This is a genomic window from Haloarcula sp. CBA1127 (assembly GCF_001485575.1).
GTDB lineage: Archaea > Halobacteriota > Halobacteria > Halobacteriales > Haloarculaceae > Haloarcula.
In genome coordinates, this window is sequence record NZ_BCNB01000006.1 from 425413 (window position 1) to 442295 (window position 16883).

Annotated in this window: 18 protein-coding genes; 7 read left to right on the top strand and 11 right to left on the bottom strand. The window is 64.4% G+C overall.

Going from position 1 to position 16883, the window contains the following annotated elements; genetic code table 11:
- The first annotated feature begins 48 nt into the window (after positions 1–48).
- The 4 genes from AV059_RS06790 to AV059_RS06805 all read left to right on the top strand — a co-directional run bounded on the left by AV059_RS06790 (position 49) and on the right by AV059_RS06805 (position 4529).
- Positions 49–1023, top strand: coding sequence for a DUF5784 family protein (locus AV059_RS06790; protein ID WP_058993298.1), 975 nt, complete (start codon positions 49–51; stop codon positions 1021–1023).
- 146 nt (positions 1024–1169) lie between these two features.
- A complete protein-coding gene (locus AV059_RS06795) occupies positions 1170–2165 on the top strand; it encodes an AAA family ATPase (RefSeq protein WP_058997495.1) in 996 nt (331 codons plus the stop codon).
- A 146-nt stretch (positions 2166–2311) separates the two neighbouring features.
- Positions 2312–3994 (top strand): thermosome subunit alpha, encoded by a 1683-nt coding sequence (thsA, locus tag AV059_RS06800; RefSeq protein WP_049939188.1) that lies wholly within the window; start codon positions 2312–2314, stop codon positions 3992–3994.
- 310 nt (positions 3995–4304) lie between these two features.
- Positions 4305–4529 (top strand): hypothetical protein, encoded by a 225-nt coding sequence (locus AV059_RS06805; protein WP_058993300.1) that lies wholly within the window; start codon positions 4305–4307, stop codon positions 4527–4529.
- 8 nt (positions 4530–4537) lie between these two features.
- On the opposite strand, the gene AV059_RS06810 is transcribed toward AV059_RS06805, so the two are convergent.
- The 5 genes from AV059_RS06810 to AV059_RS06830 are packed head-to-tail and all read right to left on the bottom strand — an operon-like array spanning position 4538 to position 7927.
- Positions 4538–4996, bottom strand: coding sequence for a TIGR00725 family protein (locus AV059_RS06810; RefSeq protein WP_058993302.1), 459 nt, complete (start codon positions 4994–4996; stop codon positions 4538–4540).
- A gap of 39 nt (positions 4997–5035) precedes the next feature.
- Positions 5036–6469, bottom strand: a complete 1434-nt coding sequence (phaC, locus tag AV059_RS06815; RefSeq protein WP_058993304.1) for a poly(3-hydroxyalkanoate) polymerase subunit PhaC — start codon at positions 6467–6469, stop codon at positions 5036–5038.
- 2 nt (positions 6470–6471) lie between these two features.
- Positions 6472–7017: a poly(R)-hydroxyalkanoic acid synthase subunit PhaE gene (locus tag AV059_RS06820; RefSeq protein WP_058993306.1), complete on the bottom strand. Its 546-nt coding sequence runs from the start codon at positions 7015–7017 to the stop codon at positions 6472–6474.
- Between the two features lie 45 nt (positions 7018–7062).
- Positions 7063–7620 carry a hypothetical protein gene (locus tag AV059_RS06825; protein WP_058993308.1) on the bottom strand — a complete coding sequence of 186 codons (558 nt, stop codon included), beginning with the start codon at positions 7618–7620 and terminating at the stop codon, positions 7063–7065.
- A 7-nt stretch (positions 7621–7627) separates the two neighbouring features.
- Positions 7628–7927 carry an AbrB/MazE/SpoVT family DNA-binding domain-containing protein gene (locus AV059_RS06830; protein ID WP_004960320.1) on the bottom strand — a complete coding sequence of 100 codons (300 nt, stop codon included), beginning with the start codon at positions 7925–7927 and terminating at the stop codon, positions 7628–7630.
- A gap of 300 nt (positions 7928–8227) precedes the next feature.
- Between AV059_RS06830 and AV059_RS06835 the strand changes: the two genes are divergently transcribed.
- The gene (locus AV059_RS06835; protein ID WP_079990738.1) at positions 8228–8773 is read left to right on the top strand and encodes a MaoC family dehydratase; all 546 of its coding nucleotides are present in this window, start codon (positions 8228–8230) and stop codon (positions 8771–8773) included.
- Here the strand turns inward: AV059_RS06835 and AV059_RS06840 are convergent, their stop codons facing one another.
- The 4 genes from AV059_RS06840 to AV059_RS06855 all read right to left on the bottom strand — a co-directional run bounded on the left by AV059_RS06840 (position 8774) and on the right by AV059_RS06855 (position 14045).
- Positions 8774–9616: an alpha/beta fold hydrolase gene (locus AV059_RS06840; protein ID WP_058993313.1), complete on the bottom strand. Its 843-nt coding sequence runs from the start codon at positions 9614–9616 to the stop codon at positions 8774–8776.
- 76 nt (positions 9617–9692) lie between these two features.
- A complete protein-coding gene (locus AV059_RS06845; RefSeq protein WP_058993315.1) occupies positions 9693–10997 on the bottom strand; it encodes an NADH-dependent flavin oxidoreductase in 1305 nt (434 codons plus the stop codon).
- Positions 10998–11118: 121 nt separating this feature from the next.
- On the bottom strand, positions 11119–11646 hold the full coding sequence (cgi121, locus tag AV059_RS06850; RefSeq protein WP_058993317.1) for a KEOPS complex subunit Cgi121: 528 nt from the start codon (positions 11644–11646) through the stop codon (positions 11119–11121).
- Positions 11646–14045: an ATP-dependent DNA helicase gene (locus AV059_RS06855; RefSeq protein WP_058993319.1), complete on the bottom strand. Its 2400-nt coding sequence runs from the start codon at positions 14043–14045 to the stop codon at positions 11646–11648. Before AV059_RS06855 ends, cgi121 begins: the two co-directional genes overlap by 1 nt.
- Positions 14046–14160: 115 nt before the next feature.
- Between AV059_RS06855 and AV059_RS06860 the strand changes: the two genes are divergently transcribed.
- Entirely contained in the window at positions 14161–14406 is a 246-nt protein-coding gene (locus tag AV059_RS06860) for a ferredoxin (protein WP_004960333.1), read from the top strand.
- Here AV059_RS06860 and AV059_RS06865 read toward each other — a convergent pair.
- The gene (locus tag AV059_RS06865; RefSeq protein ID WP_058993321.1) at positions 14396–14842 is read right to left on the bottom strand and encodes a MaoC/PaaZ C-terminal domain-containing protein; all 447 of its coding nucleotides are present in this window, start codon (positions 14840–14842) and stop codon (positions 14396–14398) included. The two genes, AV059_RS06860 and AV059_RS06865, sit on opposite strands and share 11 nt — an antisense overlap.
- An 84-nt stretch (positions 14843–14926) precedes the next feature.
- Between AV059_RS06865 and AV059_RS06870 the strand changes: the two genes are divergently transcribed.
- A complete protein-coding gene (locus AV059_RS06870) occupies positions 14927–16396 on the top strand; it encodes an MATE family efflux transporter (RefSeq protein WP_058993323.1) in 1470 nt (489 codons plus the stop codon).
- 41 nt (positions 16397–16437) lie between these two features.
- Here the strand turns inward: AV059_RS06870 and AV059_RS06875 are convergent, their stop codons facing one another.
- Positions 16438–16824 (bottom strand): RidA family protein, encoded by a 387-nt coding sequence (locus tag AV059_RS06875; protein WP_058993325.1) that lies wholly within the window; start codon positions 16822–16824, stop codon positions 16438–16440.
- Between the last annotated feature and the right edge of the window lie 59 nt (positions 16825–16883).

Here is a 16883-nt window from a genome sequence, read left to right on the forward strand (position 1 = left end):
TTCCGATAGGGCGGAACGCCCAAGACCACTGACCGTCTACACGACCCTGTGGCTGGTCCCTTACGCCTGCGACGGTCGAACGAGCGATGGAGCGAGAAGCGGGTCCGGACAGACCTGCTGACACCGTTGCAGAACACCTTCGGTGCGACGATGAACGGGCCGTGGTTCGCCCCGCCGGAGGGGTGGGCTGCGCGACGACTGGAGATGGACAACGGCGACCTGGCGCTGTTTTGCTGGAACGGCCAGCGGGCGTACTGGGTCGGAAATACGGAGACACCGGAGACGCTGTGGCGGACGGAGAAGTACACGTTCGACGAGGTGCCCGACGAGATTAGCGAGTGGGTCCAGCGTGAACTGTTCGCACAGTTGGAGGTGGAAGACCCGTGGCTCACCGAGTACGAGACGCTGGCGCACTTTTTCTTGCCCGTGTTTCTCTCCAAGGACGGCCGGGAGTCGACACGGACGTTCTTCCGGGAGCACGCCGGCGGCTTCCCCGACGCCGATCGAGCGAACGGGCTGGCGTTCTACGACGACTTCCTCGCGACCGGCGCACTGGACGACTATCGCTACACGATGGCGAGCAAACTCGGGACCAGCGAGGGCTTTGACCTGTCGCGGATGCGGGCAACGATGGGCGAGTTCAACGTCGCCAAACTGCTCGTCGACGCGGGCAACGACATCACCCCCGAGGTCGAACTGGACTCGGGACACTCCGTCGACTTCCGGGTCGAAGACACACTCGTCGAGGTCACTCGCCCGCGGCCGCCGTCCCGGCGGCAGGTCGACACTGCCGTCGGCGCGGTGAAGGCGTCCGGCGATGCGAAGACACGCGACCAGCTAGCGGCCCACCCCGGTGCGGTCCTCGTGGTGGACTGCAGTTCCTTCCCGGACGACGACTGGCGTCGGGTCTACGGCGAACAGCCAGACGTGGGGTACTCGCCGACTATCGTGTTCCGCGCTCGACCGGACGGCAGCATGGAAGGGTACGCCTACGGCTCGGTTCCGTTTCCACTGCCGTTCTAGGTAGGACGGACAGGTCACGGTATCTTCCTCGAAATTCGGGGCGTAACATATAACGCGCCGGACGGGTAAGGCTGAGAGAGATAGCCGTGGTGGACGACACAGAGCAACCGGGTTCCAGCGGCGCGGGACAGTCGGTCTCGGAGGTAATGGACCGACTCGAATCGCTCCGGTCCGAAGACGAAGAACGTGCCGAGAGCGCCGCCGCCGGCGTGCTACTGGACCAGCTACAGGAGGTCGAACAGCGGCTGCTAGCCTTCGGTGAGGCGCTGGGCGGCACGGCCGACACCGTGACCGACCTCCCGTTTACCGAGGAAGCCGGCCTGGACCATATGCCCGAGCCGCTGTACGTCCGTCACGACACCGAGATGCTGAACCAGGTCACGTCGTGGCTCCTGCAGGACCAGCACATCGGGTTAGTGAGTCCCTACGGCACCGGAAAGACCGCCTTCCGCGAAATCGTGCTGCGGGACCTCTCGAAACACGAGGGTTTTGTCATCACGCATCTGGACAACCCACGCGAGACGACGCCCCGAAAACTGTACCAGACGGTGCTGACAGCCGCCTACGCCGCGGGCTACTCCATCGATCAGCGCAACTACTCGCAGGTCCGCGACGGGATTCCGTGGGCGACCGCTGAAGCGAAAGACGCCGTCCACGAGATCGTCCGTCGCGTGCGCGAGGACGAGAAAACGCTCCTGCTGGTCGTCGACGAGATCGAGGTGCTTGAGGCGGACCTGCTGTCGCCGCTGCAGGTGGCCGGTGACGCCGGCGTTCGGCTGTTCCTCACCGGCACACCGGAAGGGAAACGGCGGGTGGCGGAGATCCGCGGGACACTCGACTCCCGACTACGATATTATGAGGGTATCGACCCGTTTTCGCCGGACGACGTAGCCGAGTACGCCGCCCGCTCGCTGGCGTACTTCCGAGACGAACCCTACGAAGGACAGGCCCCGGACCTGTTCACCCGGGCCGCAATCGAAGACATCCACGAGCGGACCGATGGCAATCCTCGGGAAGTCCGCATCGAGTGTCGTGAACTGTTCACAAGGGCGGCGTTCGTCTGGTACCGGACCGGACAGGACATCTCCCGCATCCAGATTACGCCGGAGTTGCGCCACCGGCGGTTCGGAATGGGCCGCTGAGCGTTCCTGAGCGGGTATATAAACCACCCACGTTAGGTAGTATCACACCGTCGAGTGTGGCATGCAGTAAGGCGATATGGCGGTTGTGACCACAGCATTTATATAGAATCACATTCAATCATCGTTTGACTATGGCTCAACAGCAGATGGGCAACCAGCCCATGATTGTACTTTCCGAGGAGTCCCAGCGGACATCCGGAAAGGACGCGCAGTCGATGAACATCACGGCCGGGACGGCCGTCGCCGAGGCCGTTCGGACGACTCTGGGTCCGAAGGGCATGGACAAGATGCTCGTCGACAACTCGGGCTCAGTCGTCGTCACGAACGACGGCGTCACCATCCTTGATGAGATGGACATCGAGCACCCCGCCGCCAACATGATCGTCGAGGTCGCCCAGACCCAGGAAGACGAAGTGGGCGACGGCACGACCACGGCGGTTGTCATGGCCGGCGAACTCCTCTCGAAGGCCGAGGAACTCCTCGACCAGGACATCCACGCCAGCATCCTGGCTCAGGGGTACCGCCAGGCCGCCGAGAAAGCCAAGGAAATCCTCGAAGACAACGCCATCGACGTCGACGCCGACGACACGGAGACCCTCGAAAAGGTCGCCGCGACCGCGATGACCGGCAAGGGCGCGGAGTCCTCCAAGGACGTCCTCGCCGAGCTCGTCGTCCGCGCCGCACAGTCCGTCGTCGACGACGACGGCAGTGTTGACACCGACAACATCCAGATCGAAACCGTCGTCGGCGGCGCAACCGATGAGTCCGAACTCGTCGAAGGCGTCATCGTCGACAAGGAACGCGTCCACGACAACATGCCGTTCGCCGTCGAGGACGCCGACGTGGCCCTGCTCGACACGGCCATCGAGGTTCCGGAAACGGAGCTCGACACCGAAGTCAACGTCACCGACCCCGACCAGCTCCAGCAGTTCCTCGACCAGGAAGAGGAACAGCTCAAGGAAATGGTCGACCAGCTCGCCGAGGCCGGTGCTGACGTCGTCTTCTGCCAGAAGGGCATCGACGACATGGCCCAGCACTACCTCGCACAGGAAGGCATCCTCGCTGTTCGCCGCGCGAAGAAGTCCGACATCGAAGCGCTCTCGCGCTCGACCGGCGCGCGCATCATCTCGAACATCGACGACATCGAAGCCGACGACCTCGGCTTCGCCGGCTCCGTTGCCCAGAAGGACATCGCTGGCGACGAGCGCATCTTCGTCGAAGACGTCGAGGACGCCCGCGCTGTCACGATGATTCTCCGCGGCGGCACCGAACACGTCGTCGACGAAGTCGAGCGCGCCATCGAAGACTCGCTCGGCGTCGTCGCCGCCACGCTGGAGGACGGCAAGGTCCTGCCCGGCGGCGGTGCCCCCGAGACGCAGCTCGCACTCGGCCTGCGTGACCACGCTGACTCAGTTGGTGGGCGCGAACAGCTCGCCGTCGAAGCCTTCGCCGACGCCATCGACGTCATCCCGCGCACCCTCGCGGAGAACGCCGGTCTCGACCCGATCGACTCGCTGGTCGACCTCCGCAGCAAGCACGACGGTGGCGCAGTCACCTCCGGGCTTGACGCCTACACCGGTGAGGTCGTCGACATGGAAGAGGACGGCGTCGTCGAGCCCCTCCGTGTCAAGACCCAAGCCGTCGAAAGCGCAACCGAAGCAGCCGTCATGATCCTCCGCATCGATGACGTCATCGCTGCTGGCGACCTCAAGGGTGGCCAGGGCGACGACGACGAGGACGAAGGCGGACCTGGCGGCCCAGGCGGCGCGCCCGGCGGAATGGGCGGCGGCATGGGCGGCATGGGCGGCGGTATGGGCGGCATGATGTAAAACCACTTTTTGCACTTCACTCGCGCCGCTTCGCGGCGCTCGTTCAGGCAAAAACGTGGGGAAAAATCGCGGCTCGTTCCTGTCGCGCCGCTTCGCGGCGCGGTAGTCACTCGCTGCGATTGAACCGGCGCGCTTCGCGCGCCGGATGTTTGCCCTACTCGTCGATTCGAGCGACAATCACCGCGGTTCTATATTTTCCATTTTCAGTCCGGGGCAGTGACGACGCTATTTGGGTTTTCGAAGGGTCTCCCAGAACACACATTTCGAAGGCAGACGCCACGGTCAAACCGGCGCAGCACGTTGACTCAATATGGACCTGACACGGACCGAACGGCAGCTACTGTGGATCGGAGCGGCACTAGCGGGCGTACTCCATCTACTCGTTCCGGGGCTGTTACTGTCGCTGGCGCGGCTGGGCTATCGCTGGGTGCTGTCGGTTGAGTTCACGCCGCAGGATGGGGCCCGTCGCCGGGTCAGGCTGCTTGGCGTTGGGAACCTCGTTGTTGCGGCGGTACTGCGGCGGCTACTCGACTAAAACGGCGGCTACTGCACGGCAGACACGACGTGTTCGACGGCCTCGGCGGGAGTGTCGACGTGTTCGATGGCGTCGGCCACCGGGCTATCGAGGCGGTGTGTTCCGAGCCCGGCAACCGGTCGGCCTATGTCGAGGGCATGGCCGAGTTCTGAGAGCGTCCCAGTGCCGCCGTCAACGGCAATAACGGCCGCGCCGTTCATTACGACGAGAGCGTTGCGGGCGTTTCCGAGTCCCGTCGCAATGGCGGTCTGGACGTAGTCGTTTGCGGCGGCCCGGCGCTCGCCAGGGAGGATACCGACAGTGTGACCGCCGGCCTCGCTTGCACCCCGACAGGCCGCCTCCATCACGCCGGTGAGGCCGCCACAGACGATATCGTGGCCATGCTCACCGAGTCGTCGCCCGACCTCGCGTGCCTGCTGGTACTGTTCGTCGGTGACTGTCGAGCCGCCAATAACGGAAACGCGCATGACTAGCCGTGCAGCGGGAAACAGAAAAACAGCGCCGGATTACAGCTGGTCGAGCCAGTCCTGCGCACGGGACTCGGTGGTCTCAGCGATATCGGCCAGTTCGGCCGCGTCGTAGTCAGCCAGGTCCGCAACGCTGTGGACGCCAGCGTCGTGGAGTCGGTCAGCGTAGGTCGGGCCGATACCGGAGACGCTGTCGACATCGGCTGATTCGTCGTTTGCATCGTCTTCATCCTCGGTAGCATCGGTATCGACGTCGTCAGTCGCGTCAACGTCGATATCGGTGAGTTCCGACTGGTCCGCCGCGTCGTCTGCAGCCACTTCGGGAGATTCGACCTCAATATCGACTTCCTCGCCCCCCGTGCTGCGCTCCGAGTACCACTCGGCGACCTCGGGCCAGAGGTCGGCGTGGGTCGACGACGAGACCGAGAGGCCGATGTGGCCCGTCGAGAACTCGATGGTGCGCGTGTCGTCGCTGGCGATGACCTCATTGAACGGCTTGGAGGCCTCCGGCGGGATGAGGTGGTCGTACTCACCCATGAGCTGGAGGACAGGCATGTCGATGTTGTCCAGGTCGACGTGCTTGCCGTCGAGTTCCAGTTCGTTCCGATAGAGTTTGTTGTCCTGATACACGTCTTCGAGGAACTGAACGTAGGCCTCGCCGGCGACGTCGATACCGTCACCGAGCCACTGCTCCATCCGGCCGAAGTTCTCGACGAAGCCCTCGTTTTCCATGTTCTCCGCGAACCGGATGTACTTCGTGACGTAGTTCTCGACCGGGTCCATCAGCGCGAAGCCAATGTCGAGCATATCCGCGGGGACGTTGCCGAACGTGTCGACGACATCCTGCGGGGAGTAGTACTCCTCTGAGCCCCACTCTTCGAGGACACCGCCGGTGTGGTCGAAGCACAGCCCGGCAGCCATCAGGCCCAGGGTGTTGACTTTCTCCTTGTGGAGTGCGGTGTACATCACCGACATCGTGCCGCCCATACAGTAGCCGAGGATGTTGATCGCGTCCTGCCCGGAGCGGTCGCAGACCACGTCGACGCAGTTGTCCATGTAGCGGTTGACGTAGTCGTCGAGGGTGAGGTGCTGGTCAAGCCGCGACGGCTCGTTCCAGTCGATGAGATACACGTCGTGGCCCGCCTCAAGCAGGCGTCGGACGACCGACCGCTCTTCCTGCAGGTCGAGGATGTACGGCCGGTTGATGAGCGCGTAAACGATGAGTATCGGCACGTCTTCCTTCTCCTCGTCGGGCACCTCGATGCCGGCGGCTTCGGCGTCGTAGTGGAGGAGTTCGAGCTTATTCTCCTCGTAGACGACGTTACTGGGCGTCTGGCCGACGTCGACGGACTCCATCAGCTCCAGTCGCTCGTCGGCGACCTGACTGGTCTCGGCGGCATCAGTCATGTTCTCCAGCGTCTTTCGCTGCCAGTTGAGCGCGGCCTCGAACGGATTGAAGGGGTTGCTGGACATGGTTATTCTTCTAGGTGTTCGAGAACGCGGTCAAGCTTCTGTTCGACCGCGTGCTGGCGACGCTCAAGCTCGATAAGCCGCTCAGCGATTTCGTCAACGTCGTTGCGCGTTGGGAAGCCGAGCTGTTCCAGTGTGTCCTGGCTCAGGTCGTCCGCTTCCTGTTGCATCTCCATCATCGACTCGACGAGCTGGCCGTTGGCGGCCGCAAACGCCGAGGTGCCCATAACGTGCTTGAACGCCTCGTTTGCGGACTGCAGCCAGATATCACGGAACTCGGCCGGGTCGACGTCTTCGCCCTGTGCGGCGTCGGTCGAGCGTTCGACCATCTGCTCGGCGGCGTCCATCCATTCCTCGTAGGCGCGGTTGTAGCCGTCCATCCCATCGGCAAGGTTCTCTTGCTCCGGGATTGTATCCTCGACGGCATCGGCCCACGACTCCACGAAGGCCGCCTGGGCCTTCATGTTCTGCTCCATCGAGTCAGCGACCGCATTGTTCATCTCCTCAACCATCTCCGTCCATTCCTCCTGAATGTTGTTTGTATTACTCATAATAGTACCTCGGCGGCGGGCGCACAAAAAAACCGACTGTCGTACTTACGCTTCGACGTCGACAGCGTCGGCGGCTTCGGCCTGCACTTCCTCGACCTGCTCCTGAATCTCCTCGACTTGCTCCTGCACTTCTTCAATTTGCTCGCCGAACTGTTCGGCGGCCTCGACGGATTGGGCTTCGAGTTCCTCGTGGGCCTCGACGAGCATGTCGACCTGATCGTTGACAGCCGTGACGTACTCGTCAGTCATCTCGTCGTAGGTGTCGACGCCCTCTTCGAGTTCGGTTTCCATGTTGTCGAAGACTTCGGCGTGGTTTTCGAGCAGGAAGTCGAACTGCTCGTCGACGGTCTCGCGGATCTGCTCGACAGTTTCGGTCATGCCGGGCATCGTCGACGCCATCGCGTCGAGGTAGCTGTGGAACGCGGTCTGCTGAAGCTCGACACCGCGGCGCTGCGCCGACTCCTGTGTGTCGAGGCTGTCAACAACCGCGCTGTTGACGTTTTGCTGGAAGGAAACGCTCTGTTCGAGCGCCTTCTGGCTCTGTTCAATCGTTGCGCGCTGCATCTCGAACGCCGTCGCGACGGGGGTTGTGTAGTCTACCATTGTTGGATTACTCGCTGTTGTTGTTAGTGACCGGGAGGACGACGGCTTGAACGATATCGCCTTCGTCGATGCCCAGCGCCTCTCGCTCCGCATCGGGAATACTGATCCGACCCCCGCTTTGCACGCGGGTCTTGAACGTCGCCATCTGGCTCATAGCACCGAGCTGATTCATATCGAAGCTCGGCATGCCACCGCTGGCGAACATCTGTTTCATCAGCTGCTGTTGCTGTTCCATCGCATTCTCGCTCGCCTGTTGCATCCCCTTGAACATCGGAGGCCACATCAGGCCATCATCCTCGTCGGCCATCGGTCATCTACATGTACTCTCCTCAACAATATAAACCTTCCGCAGAAAACCATTGAGTACCATTGAATGGTAGAGAATGGTATTAGCGGTTAAGGGGCGTCGATGGGCGTGCTACGCCCTGCAGCATCGATAACTGGAACCCCAAATACGCGTCTGACGCCCGTTAGACGGCGTATACCGACAGCTGAAGCGAAACTAACACCAAGGTTTAATACTCCGACCAATAAATTACCAGAACAGATGAGTTCTGAATCGCCACGAAACCCGCTGTTAGACACATGGACTGAAACATCGTCACATATGTTCAACAGCGTCGTCGCAGCTAACCGGGCAGCGTTCGCCGCGTTCGGCGTCCAGCAGGAGGAGGAAAACGGCGTAACGCCCGCAGAACGTATCGAACCGGATGAAGACCTCCCAGAATGGCACGTCTCGATCTCCGAGGAGCACCCGGGCCGCCTCGGCGTCGGCGACCACGTCGATTTCACGAAAACGATCTCGGAGCACGACGTGCAGCAGTTCGCCGCCGCGAGCGGTGACACGAACCCGCTCCATCTTGACGACGAGTTTGCGGAGCAGACGCGCTTCCGCGGCCGTATCGCCCACGGGACGCTCGTCGGAAGCCTCATCAGCGCAGCGCTGGCACGCCTGCCAGGGCTGACGATCTACCTCTCACAGGATCTGGAGTTCCACAACCCAGTCCGTATCGGCGACCGCCTCACCGCCGAGTGTGAGATTGTTGAGGACCTCGGCGACGAGCAGTACCGGCTGACCACGCGGGTCCTCGTAGACGACGAAGTTGTCATCGACGGCGAAGCGGTCGTCCTCATCGACGACCTGCCAGAATAGTCAGCAGAACGTTCGAACGGCCCGGTTGAAACGGTCGGGATGTTCCCGCGGCGGACAGTGTCCGCAGTTCTCGAAGATTTTCAGCGTGCTGTCAGTGACTGTCCCAGCAGCCTGCTCGGACCATCGACGGGGCAGCAGTGGGTCGACGGCCCCGTGAATCAGCATCGTCGGCACGTCTAGTTCTGCTAACCGGTCGGAGTAGTCAGTCCGGAAGCCAGACCACCGGAACTCACTGCGCTGCCAGCGCCGCATCGCCCGGACAGTCTGTCGGTCAACAGCGCTATCGACATCTTCGACCAGTTGCTGAGGTGGCTCGCCGGGACCCATGCTTCGGAGACTGTTCCGGATAGCTGATTGGGACGACCCCACGCCCTGCCAGAGCATATTGCCGAGTATCGGCGTCTGCAAGACACTGCTGGCCGCCGTTCGCCAGTAGGCGTCAGCCCCCAGCCCGTAGCTGTCGACTAACACCAGCCGTTCAACGGGGCCGCCGTCAAGCGCGTGGCCGAGCGCAACTGCGCCGCCCATCGAGAGGCCAGCTAGCGCGGGTTCCTCGATGGCGAGCACATCGAGAAACTCGGAGAGCGTCTCAAGATAGTAGTCGGTCGTGTACGTGCGGTCGGGCTTGTCACTGTCGCCATGGCCCGGCAGGTCAAGCGCATACACCGTTCGCTCCGGCGCGAGTGCGGGCAGCGCGTGTCGCCACGAGACGGTCGCGGCGTCCAGCCCGATACCGTGGAGAAACACCATCGGCGGCCCCTCGCCACCGGTCCGGTAGTGAATGTCAACGTCCTCGCCGTCGACGGACAGCTCGACGCGTTCGGACGAAATCCCTGTAGTCATCGGCACTCGTTCGGGACCGAGCGCGTATGAGCCTTTGTATCGGCTCAGTGACGGTGGCGGCGGTATCGAAGGCCGGTCACTCAGTTCGCTCGTAGGCACCATCCCGCCGGAGCCGGGCCTGTTCGCGGACGATAGCCGGCGTTCGACAGCGGCCCGGTTCGCCGGTGACCTGCGGGACGGTACAGTTGTTACAGCTCTCACACAGCGCGTCTGCGCCGTCGAGCAGGCGTGCGCCGAGTCGCGGTTCGGCGTAGAACGGGCGGGCCATCCCGACCGCGTCAGCGGCGGTGGTCGCTCCAGTCGCTCCGAGATACCGGTCACAGTCGGCACGCGTTCGAAGACCGCCCTCCAGCAAAACCGGCACGTCCACGCGCTCGCGCACCGCTCGGCAGAAGTCGGCGTTCCAGCCTGGGTCGCGGCTGAAACGGCGGGCCTGCAGGCGATTAAGCAACTGAACGGCACGCGCTCGTCGGCGTCCGCCGAAGACCGCTGCGTAGTCGTCCTGCAGGTCACTCGCGTCCCAGGCCCGGTCCGGAAACGCACCACGGACAATGCTCATATCCCAGAACGGGGACACTTCGACCGGCACAAGACCGTCATAGCCGATGGCCGCTGCTCGCGTCGCAATAGCCACACCATCCCTCCGAGTGAGATGCCGTCGAACGAAACTCGGCGCAGCGGTCTCAGCTGGGACCTTCGTGACCAGCGGCACGTCGCCAGCGTGTTCCCGAACGGCGTCGTGGATTGCTTCGAGGAAGCGGACACCGTCCCGGAACTCGTCGTTCCGATGGTTGTAAAACGGCGAGAGGAACTGCTGGATCAGGCTCATGTTCGCCGCAGAAAGGTGGATGCCGTCATAGCCCGCGTCGACGGCGTAGCCGGCACAGCGCCCGAACTGCTCGGCCAAGGCCCACACCTCCTCTGTCGAGAGGACATCCGGCTGGAGCGAAATCAGGCCAAGCCGGTCAAGCATCCGGAGCTGCCAGGGGGGACGACTAACGGCGAGCTGGCGCTGGTCCGGGTGCTGGCGGCGGTACTCGGCGTGCCACGTCGCCATGCTCCGGAGGCCGCCGTGGGCCAGTTGGAGGAAGATGCGACCGCCGTGGTCATGAATCGTCCCGGTCAGCCGTTCAAGGCGCTCGACGAACGCCGGGTCGTGGACCCGCGTCATGTTCGGCGCGGCGCAGCCGCCGCGGTCGGTGACGATGCTTGCCCCCTGGAAGAGGAGGCCGACACCGGAGGCTGCCGTCGGTTCGAGTTCGTCGATGAGTGTGTCGACGGCGGTCTCACCGTTACCTGCACACTCCAGTACCGGTGCGCGATACAGCCGGTTGGGGACCGCAATGCCACCGATGGACAGCGGCGCCTCCAGCGCGGTCACGGCTGTTCGCGCTCGTCAACTGTCGCCTCGGTCCGGCGGGCGCGCTTGCTGGCCCGCTTCCGTGCCGTCAGCTGTGAGTTCATGCGTGAAGTTAACACGCCCGTCAGCAAAAATACTGCCGTTACTTCTCGACCGGTAACAGCGCGACACGCTCCCGAACGGCGTCGGGAAGGTCGCCGGCTGTCGCAGCGAGTTCGGTGTCCGTCACATCGAAAAACGACCGGACGCGGTCTGCGTCGTACTCGCCCAGGGTGACCGTAGCCGTAAGTTCCTCACGAACGTCGTCTTCCGCTGCCTCGATACCGTGCTGTTCGCTTTTTCCGACGTGAGTATCTGTCCGTTCGTGGTCGACAATGACCGCGACCACGGGACAGGCCCCCTCGCTGACACCCATCGTCAGCGCGCGGTTGATCTGGCGGCGGCCGGCCGCGTACAGCAGGATTTCAACACCGAAATCCTCGGCGATAGCGTCGCCGCGGTCGTGAGCCCGGGTTGCGAGTTCGACAGCCAGTTCGAGGTGGGCGCGGTCCACGACGTAGCGGGCGTCGAACGCCTGCACCGTGACGCCGTGGCTGTCGCCGATTGCACTGAGCGTCTCCACGAACGCGCCCACGTCGTCGATTTCAGCAGTTCCCTCAACGACCTGCATCAGAAATCACCCAGACTGGACTGGTCGTCGTTGGCTGTCGATTCGGCGTTCGCGTCCCCGTCTGCACCGTCATCAAGCTCGACGGACACGTCGGGCGCGGGCTCGACGCCGTCCATCGACGGGTCACGGTGGCCAGCGTTTTCGAGAACGTTTTCGGCTGTCTTCCGGCGGCCCCGAAGCGCCGCCAGCACGACGGCTTTGTCCGCGTCCCGGAGCTGTGCGCGGTCGGTGATACCGGCCTGAAACAGCCGGCGGGCCCGCTTGCGGCCGACACCGCGGACGCCGGCCAGGTCGACCAGCTCCTCCCGAACGCCGTGTTCGACGCGAATTCGAGCCTCACTGATGGCTCGTGCGGCGTCCAAATCTACCTCGCTGGCCAGCGATTCGGCGGCTCCAAGCAGCCACTGGGCGGTTTCGACTTTCCCACGGATGTCGCCCGGGCCGACGCCGTACCGGTCCGTTATCGTCGCCTCGTCGACCTCCGTGGCCCAGTCTTCGAGCAGACGGGCGGTCTTCAGCGCCGAGAGCCAGTCCTCGAAGCGGCCCTCCTCAAACTCTGATGGCGTAGGTCCGAGCAGTTCTTCCTCGCGTTCGAACAGTTCCATCTCGTACTCCTCGCGGTCGCCCGAGCGGAGATACAGCTGGTACATATCCGGCGTCCGCGAGACGAGGTGGTACAGGCCCAGCGCGGAGATGTCGTCCGGGTCCCTGTCGGCGTCGCTCTCGTCAGCGTCCTCGGCCAGTTCGCTTGCGGTTGTGAAGCCGCTGTCTGCCGGCGGCTCCGCTTTCGCGTCAGCCGGCGACCCGCTGGCCGAGGTGCTATCGCTGGCTCCCCGTTCCCAGTCCCGCAGGCCGTCGACGATTTCCGCGGCGCTCATCGGGTCCAGATAGAGCCGCGAGACAGTGTGGCCCAGCGAGGTAGCGTCGAGTTCGCCAGCTTCGATTTCTAAGAAGTCATTGCGCTGGAGGTACGTGAGCACGTCGTCGACGACGCGCTCCAGTTGGCCGCTGTCGTCGGTTTGGCTGGCGTACAGCGTCTGTTCGAGGAACTCAAGCAGTCCCTCACGCGAGCGGGCAAAGCCGGAGGCGACGGTGGCGAGGATGTGGGTCCGCAGGGCCGGTTCGGCCGCGAGTTTCGACCGGACCGGCTCTGGGTCGGCCCAGACGTAACGCTCGAACAGTTCGTCCACTTCGTCGTGGCTGGAGGCGATGAGGACCGCCTCGCCGTAGGGGTCAAGTCCCGGGCGGCCAGCACGGCCCATCATCTGGTGGACTTCGAGCACCGACAGCGGGGCCATCCCGCCGGCCGAGCCGTCGTAGCGCCGCCAGTCGCGGACGACGACGCGCCGCGAGGGCGTGTTGACCCCGGCGGCGAGTGTCGGCGTCGCACAGACGACCTTCACCAGCCGGTCACGGAAGGCGTCCTCGACGAGTTCGCGGTGGCCCCGAGAGAGGCCAGCGTGGTGGAACGCCGCCCCGTCCGCGACAGCATCCGCGAGGTCGTCGCTCGTCTCCGTGTCGCTCACGTCTCGAATTTCCTCGGCGATGTCGGCCAGCTGGTCCCGTTCCTCGTCGGTGAGGTGGGGCCGAACCGTGTTCGCCAGTCGGCCCGCCGCCGCCTCGGCGTTGCGCCGGGAGTTGACGAACACCAGCGTCGACCCGTCGTCTTCCAGCGTATCGCGGACGATAGCCGCCGTCTGCTTCTCGTTGTTCTGCACCGAGAGGCGCTGCTGGCTCCCGTCTTCGAGATGCAGCGCCTGCCCGTAGTGGACCCCCTTCTGGAGGTCGATAGGCCGCCAGTCAGAGTCGACAAGCCCCGCGTCGAGCCACGTCGCCAGCGCCTCGGCGTTGCCGATGGTCGCCGACAGCGCGACGGTCTGCAGGTCGGGGTTGAGCCGCCGGAGTTTCGCCAGCGTCACCTCCAGTGTCGGCCCCCGCTCGCCGTCGTCGACGAGGTGGACCTCGTCAGTGACGACGCAGGTGAGGTCCTCGATCCAGGGGGCGTCGTTCCGGACAAGCGAGTCCACCTTCTCGCTGGTGGCGACAACGATGTCCTTGTCGGCGAGCCACCCGCCCTCAGACTCGTAGTTCCCCGTCGAGACGCCGATATCGAGGCCGTACTGTTCGAACTCCTCGAAGTCGGCCTGCTTCTCGCTGGCCAGCGCTCGTAGTGGAACGATGTACAGCGCTTTCCCGCCGCGAGCAACCGATGCAAGCATCGCTAACTCGGCGATGAGGGTCTTTCCGCTCGCCGTCGGAATCGACGCGACCAGATTCTCCCCCTCGGTGACGCCGGCCTCGACGGCCTCGGCCTGTGGCGGGTACAGCTCCTCGATGCCGTCGTCGCGCAGGTGGTCCGGGAGCCACTCGGGCACGCCCGGCAGGTCCGCAACGTCCATTACACCCCGCTTGGGTCCTGCCCCGATTTAAACTGTCGCACTGCAACCGCGTCGGTCCGCTGGCGCATCAAGCACCGAGGGGAACGCCTTTGCCCGCGAGCGGCCAACACAGGGTATGCGAGTCGAATATGACTATGACACCTGTATCGGGATGTTCCAGTGTGTCGCGGAGTGGGACGCTTTCGAGCGCGACGAGGACGCCGGCAAGGCGGTGCTGGCGGACAGCGAGGAACAGGACGAGGACGTGTTTGTTCGGGAGGTCCCGGACGACGCCGAACTAGACGCGAAGTTCGCGGCCCGGACCTGTCCGGTCGACGCCATCACGATTTACGACGACGACGGCGAACAGCTCATTCCCTGATTAGTCCTTCGACGGTCGCTTCAAGCACGACGGTTCCGGCGGGAGCACTAGCTGCCGAGTTCGGGGCGGCTGTGTCAGCCTGACCAGAGTCATCGTCGCGATTGACGCGCCGGACAGCTACATCACCCACGAGAGCGACGCCGCCCTCGACATCCAGATCAACGTCCACGACCGTCAGTTCACAGACCAGCGTCTCGCCGGTGTACACCGGGCGCTGGAACTGCAAATCCATCCGCGAGGCAAGCACTTCCAGATCACCGCCGATGCTGGTCAGCAGCGACGCGGTGAGCAACCCCTGGACCATCCGCCGGCCGTCTCCATCAGGCACCGTGTGGCGGGGCTGGTCGTCTCCGGAAAGGGCGGCGAACTGGTCGACGTCTTCGGGCTGAAACGTCCGGGTTTCGGTGAACGTCTCACCGACTTCGACGGGAGGCATATGCTGGGTTGTCGGCACTTTGGGGCAAAAAGCCCCGGCCTCGTCCCGAAACCCACAGGGGGCTGGGCTCCTCAGGTCAGAGCGATGTCGACCGGTGGTCCCCTCCGCCGTCTGCTGACCGCGTTCCCCGCATTGCTGGCCAGTGCAGGCCTCGTCGACCGCGAGAAGGCGACCGCGGCGACCGATCTCGCCGCGCCGGTGATGGTCACCGGCGGCCTCCGCATCCTGCTGCGCCTCGCCGACTTTCTGATGGTCGGTCTGGCGCTCGGTGACGCGGCCATCGCCGGCCTCGAACTCGGCTTCCAGTACTACTTCGTCGGGTTCGGGCTCTCGCTGGCGGTCTCCTCCGGGACGATCAGCGTCGTCTCGCGGTTGCAGGGGGCCGATCAGCCTGAACGGGCGAACCTCGCGGTCAAGCAGTCGCTGTGGATCGCGTTGCTCGTCTCTCTGCCGCTGTCAGCGCTGTGTTGGCGCTATCCGGAGCTTCTGGTGGGAGTCCTCACCGACGACGCGGCGACGATCCGGTTCGGCGCGACGTATCTCGCCATCGTGATGCTGTCGCTGGCCCCGCGGTTCTGGAGCATGGTCGCCGCCCGGGCGCTGGCGGGCAGCGCCGATACCCGAACGCCGATGTACGTCCGCCTGCTCACGCTGCCGACGAACGTCGCGCTCAACGCCGTCCTCATCTTCGGCGTCGGCCCGTTCCCCGAACTCGGCATCGCCGGTGCAGCGTGGGGGACGGCCATCGCGAATACACTCGCGGCGGTGATTTTCCTCGGGCTGTTGCTGTCCGGGCGCTACGTGGTCACGCTCCGACCCGGCGGGACGCAGTTCAGCGTCGACCTCATGCGCGAAATCGTCCGCGTCGCCCTACCATTGTCCGGAATGCGGCTACTGCAGACGTTCGCCCGCTTCCCGTTCCTATTCATCCTAGGCGTGCTGGGGACGCCAACGCTCGCGGCCTACGCAATCGGCCGCCGGGTCATGCTACTCGCGCTGATGCCGGCGTGGGGGTACGCCACCGCCGCGTCAACCCTGGTCGGGCAGTCGCTGGGGGCCGGTGACGAAGGAGAGGCGACCGCCTACGGCTGGCAGACGCTTCGCGTAGCGCTCGCCGTCCAGCTCGTCGCGGCGGTCCTGCTCGTGGTGTTTGCCCGCCCCATCGTCGCCCTGTTCGGGACCGCCTACCCCGACCTGGCGGCGGCGTTCGTCCGGGTGTTCGGCCTGCTCGTCGCCGGCTTCTCCATCTCCCGGACGATGCGGGGCAGCCTTCGGGGTGCCGGCGACACCCGCTGGCCGCTGTACGGGACATTCCTGGGCGGGTACTGCTACCGGCTCCCAGTGGCTGCCCTCGCCCTCCCGTCGTCGTTCCTTGTGACCGTTCCGATCCTCGATATCGCCGTCTCGCCGGGACTGGGACTCGGACTACCGGCGATCTTCGCCGCGCTCGTTGGCGACTTCTACCTGAAGGCCGCGGTCAACGCGGGCCGGTTCTGGTCCGGCGGGTGGCGAGCCGTGGCCAGGCGGTCGGGCGTCGGTGCGACCGACGACTGATGCCGGAGGCTATCAGCCACACCGGCCCGCTGTCGACCGCTTCACTCGACCTGCGCGACGGCTTCGACTTCGACGACGGCCTCGGGTGTTGCCAGCCCGCTCACCTCGACCATCGTCGCAACGGGGCGAACGTCGTCGAAGAACTCGCTGTGAGCCTCGCCGACCTGTTCCTGATCGTCGATATCGGTGACGTACATCCGGGTCTGGACGACATCCTCGATAGCGGCGTCGAGGGCTGTCAGTGCGTCCGAGACGATGTCGAACGCGTGTTTCGTCTGTTCGTAGGGGTCGCCCGGCGCGACAACTTCGCCATCGTCGTCCGTGGCGATGGTGCCGGCGACGCGGACGGTATCGCCAGTGCGTATCGCCCGCGAGTAGCCGACCTGCTGTTCCCAGGCGGTGCCTGTCGAGGTGCGTTCGCGGCGCATACTCGACGAACACTGCGGACCCCGAAAATCGTTTCTCAAGTTTTAATGTCTGGCCCGGG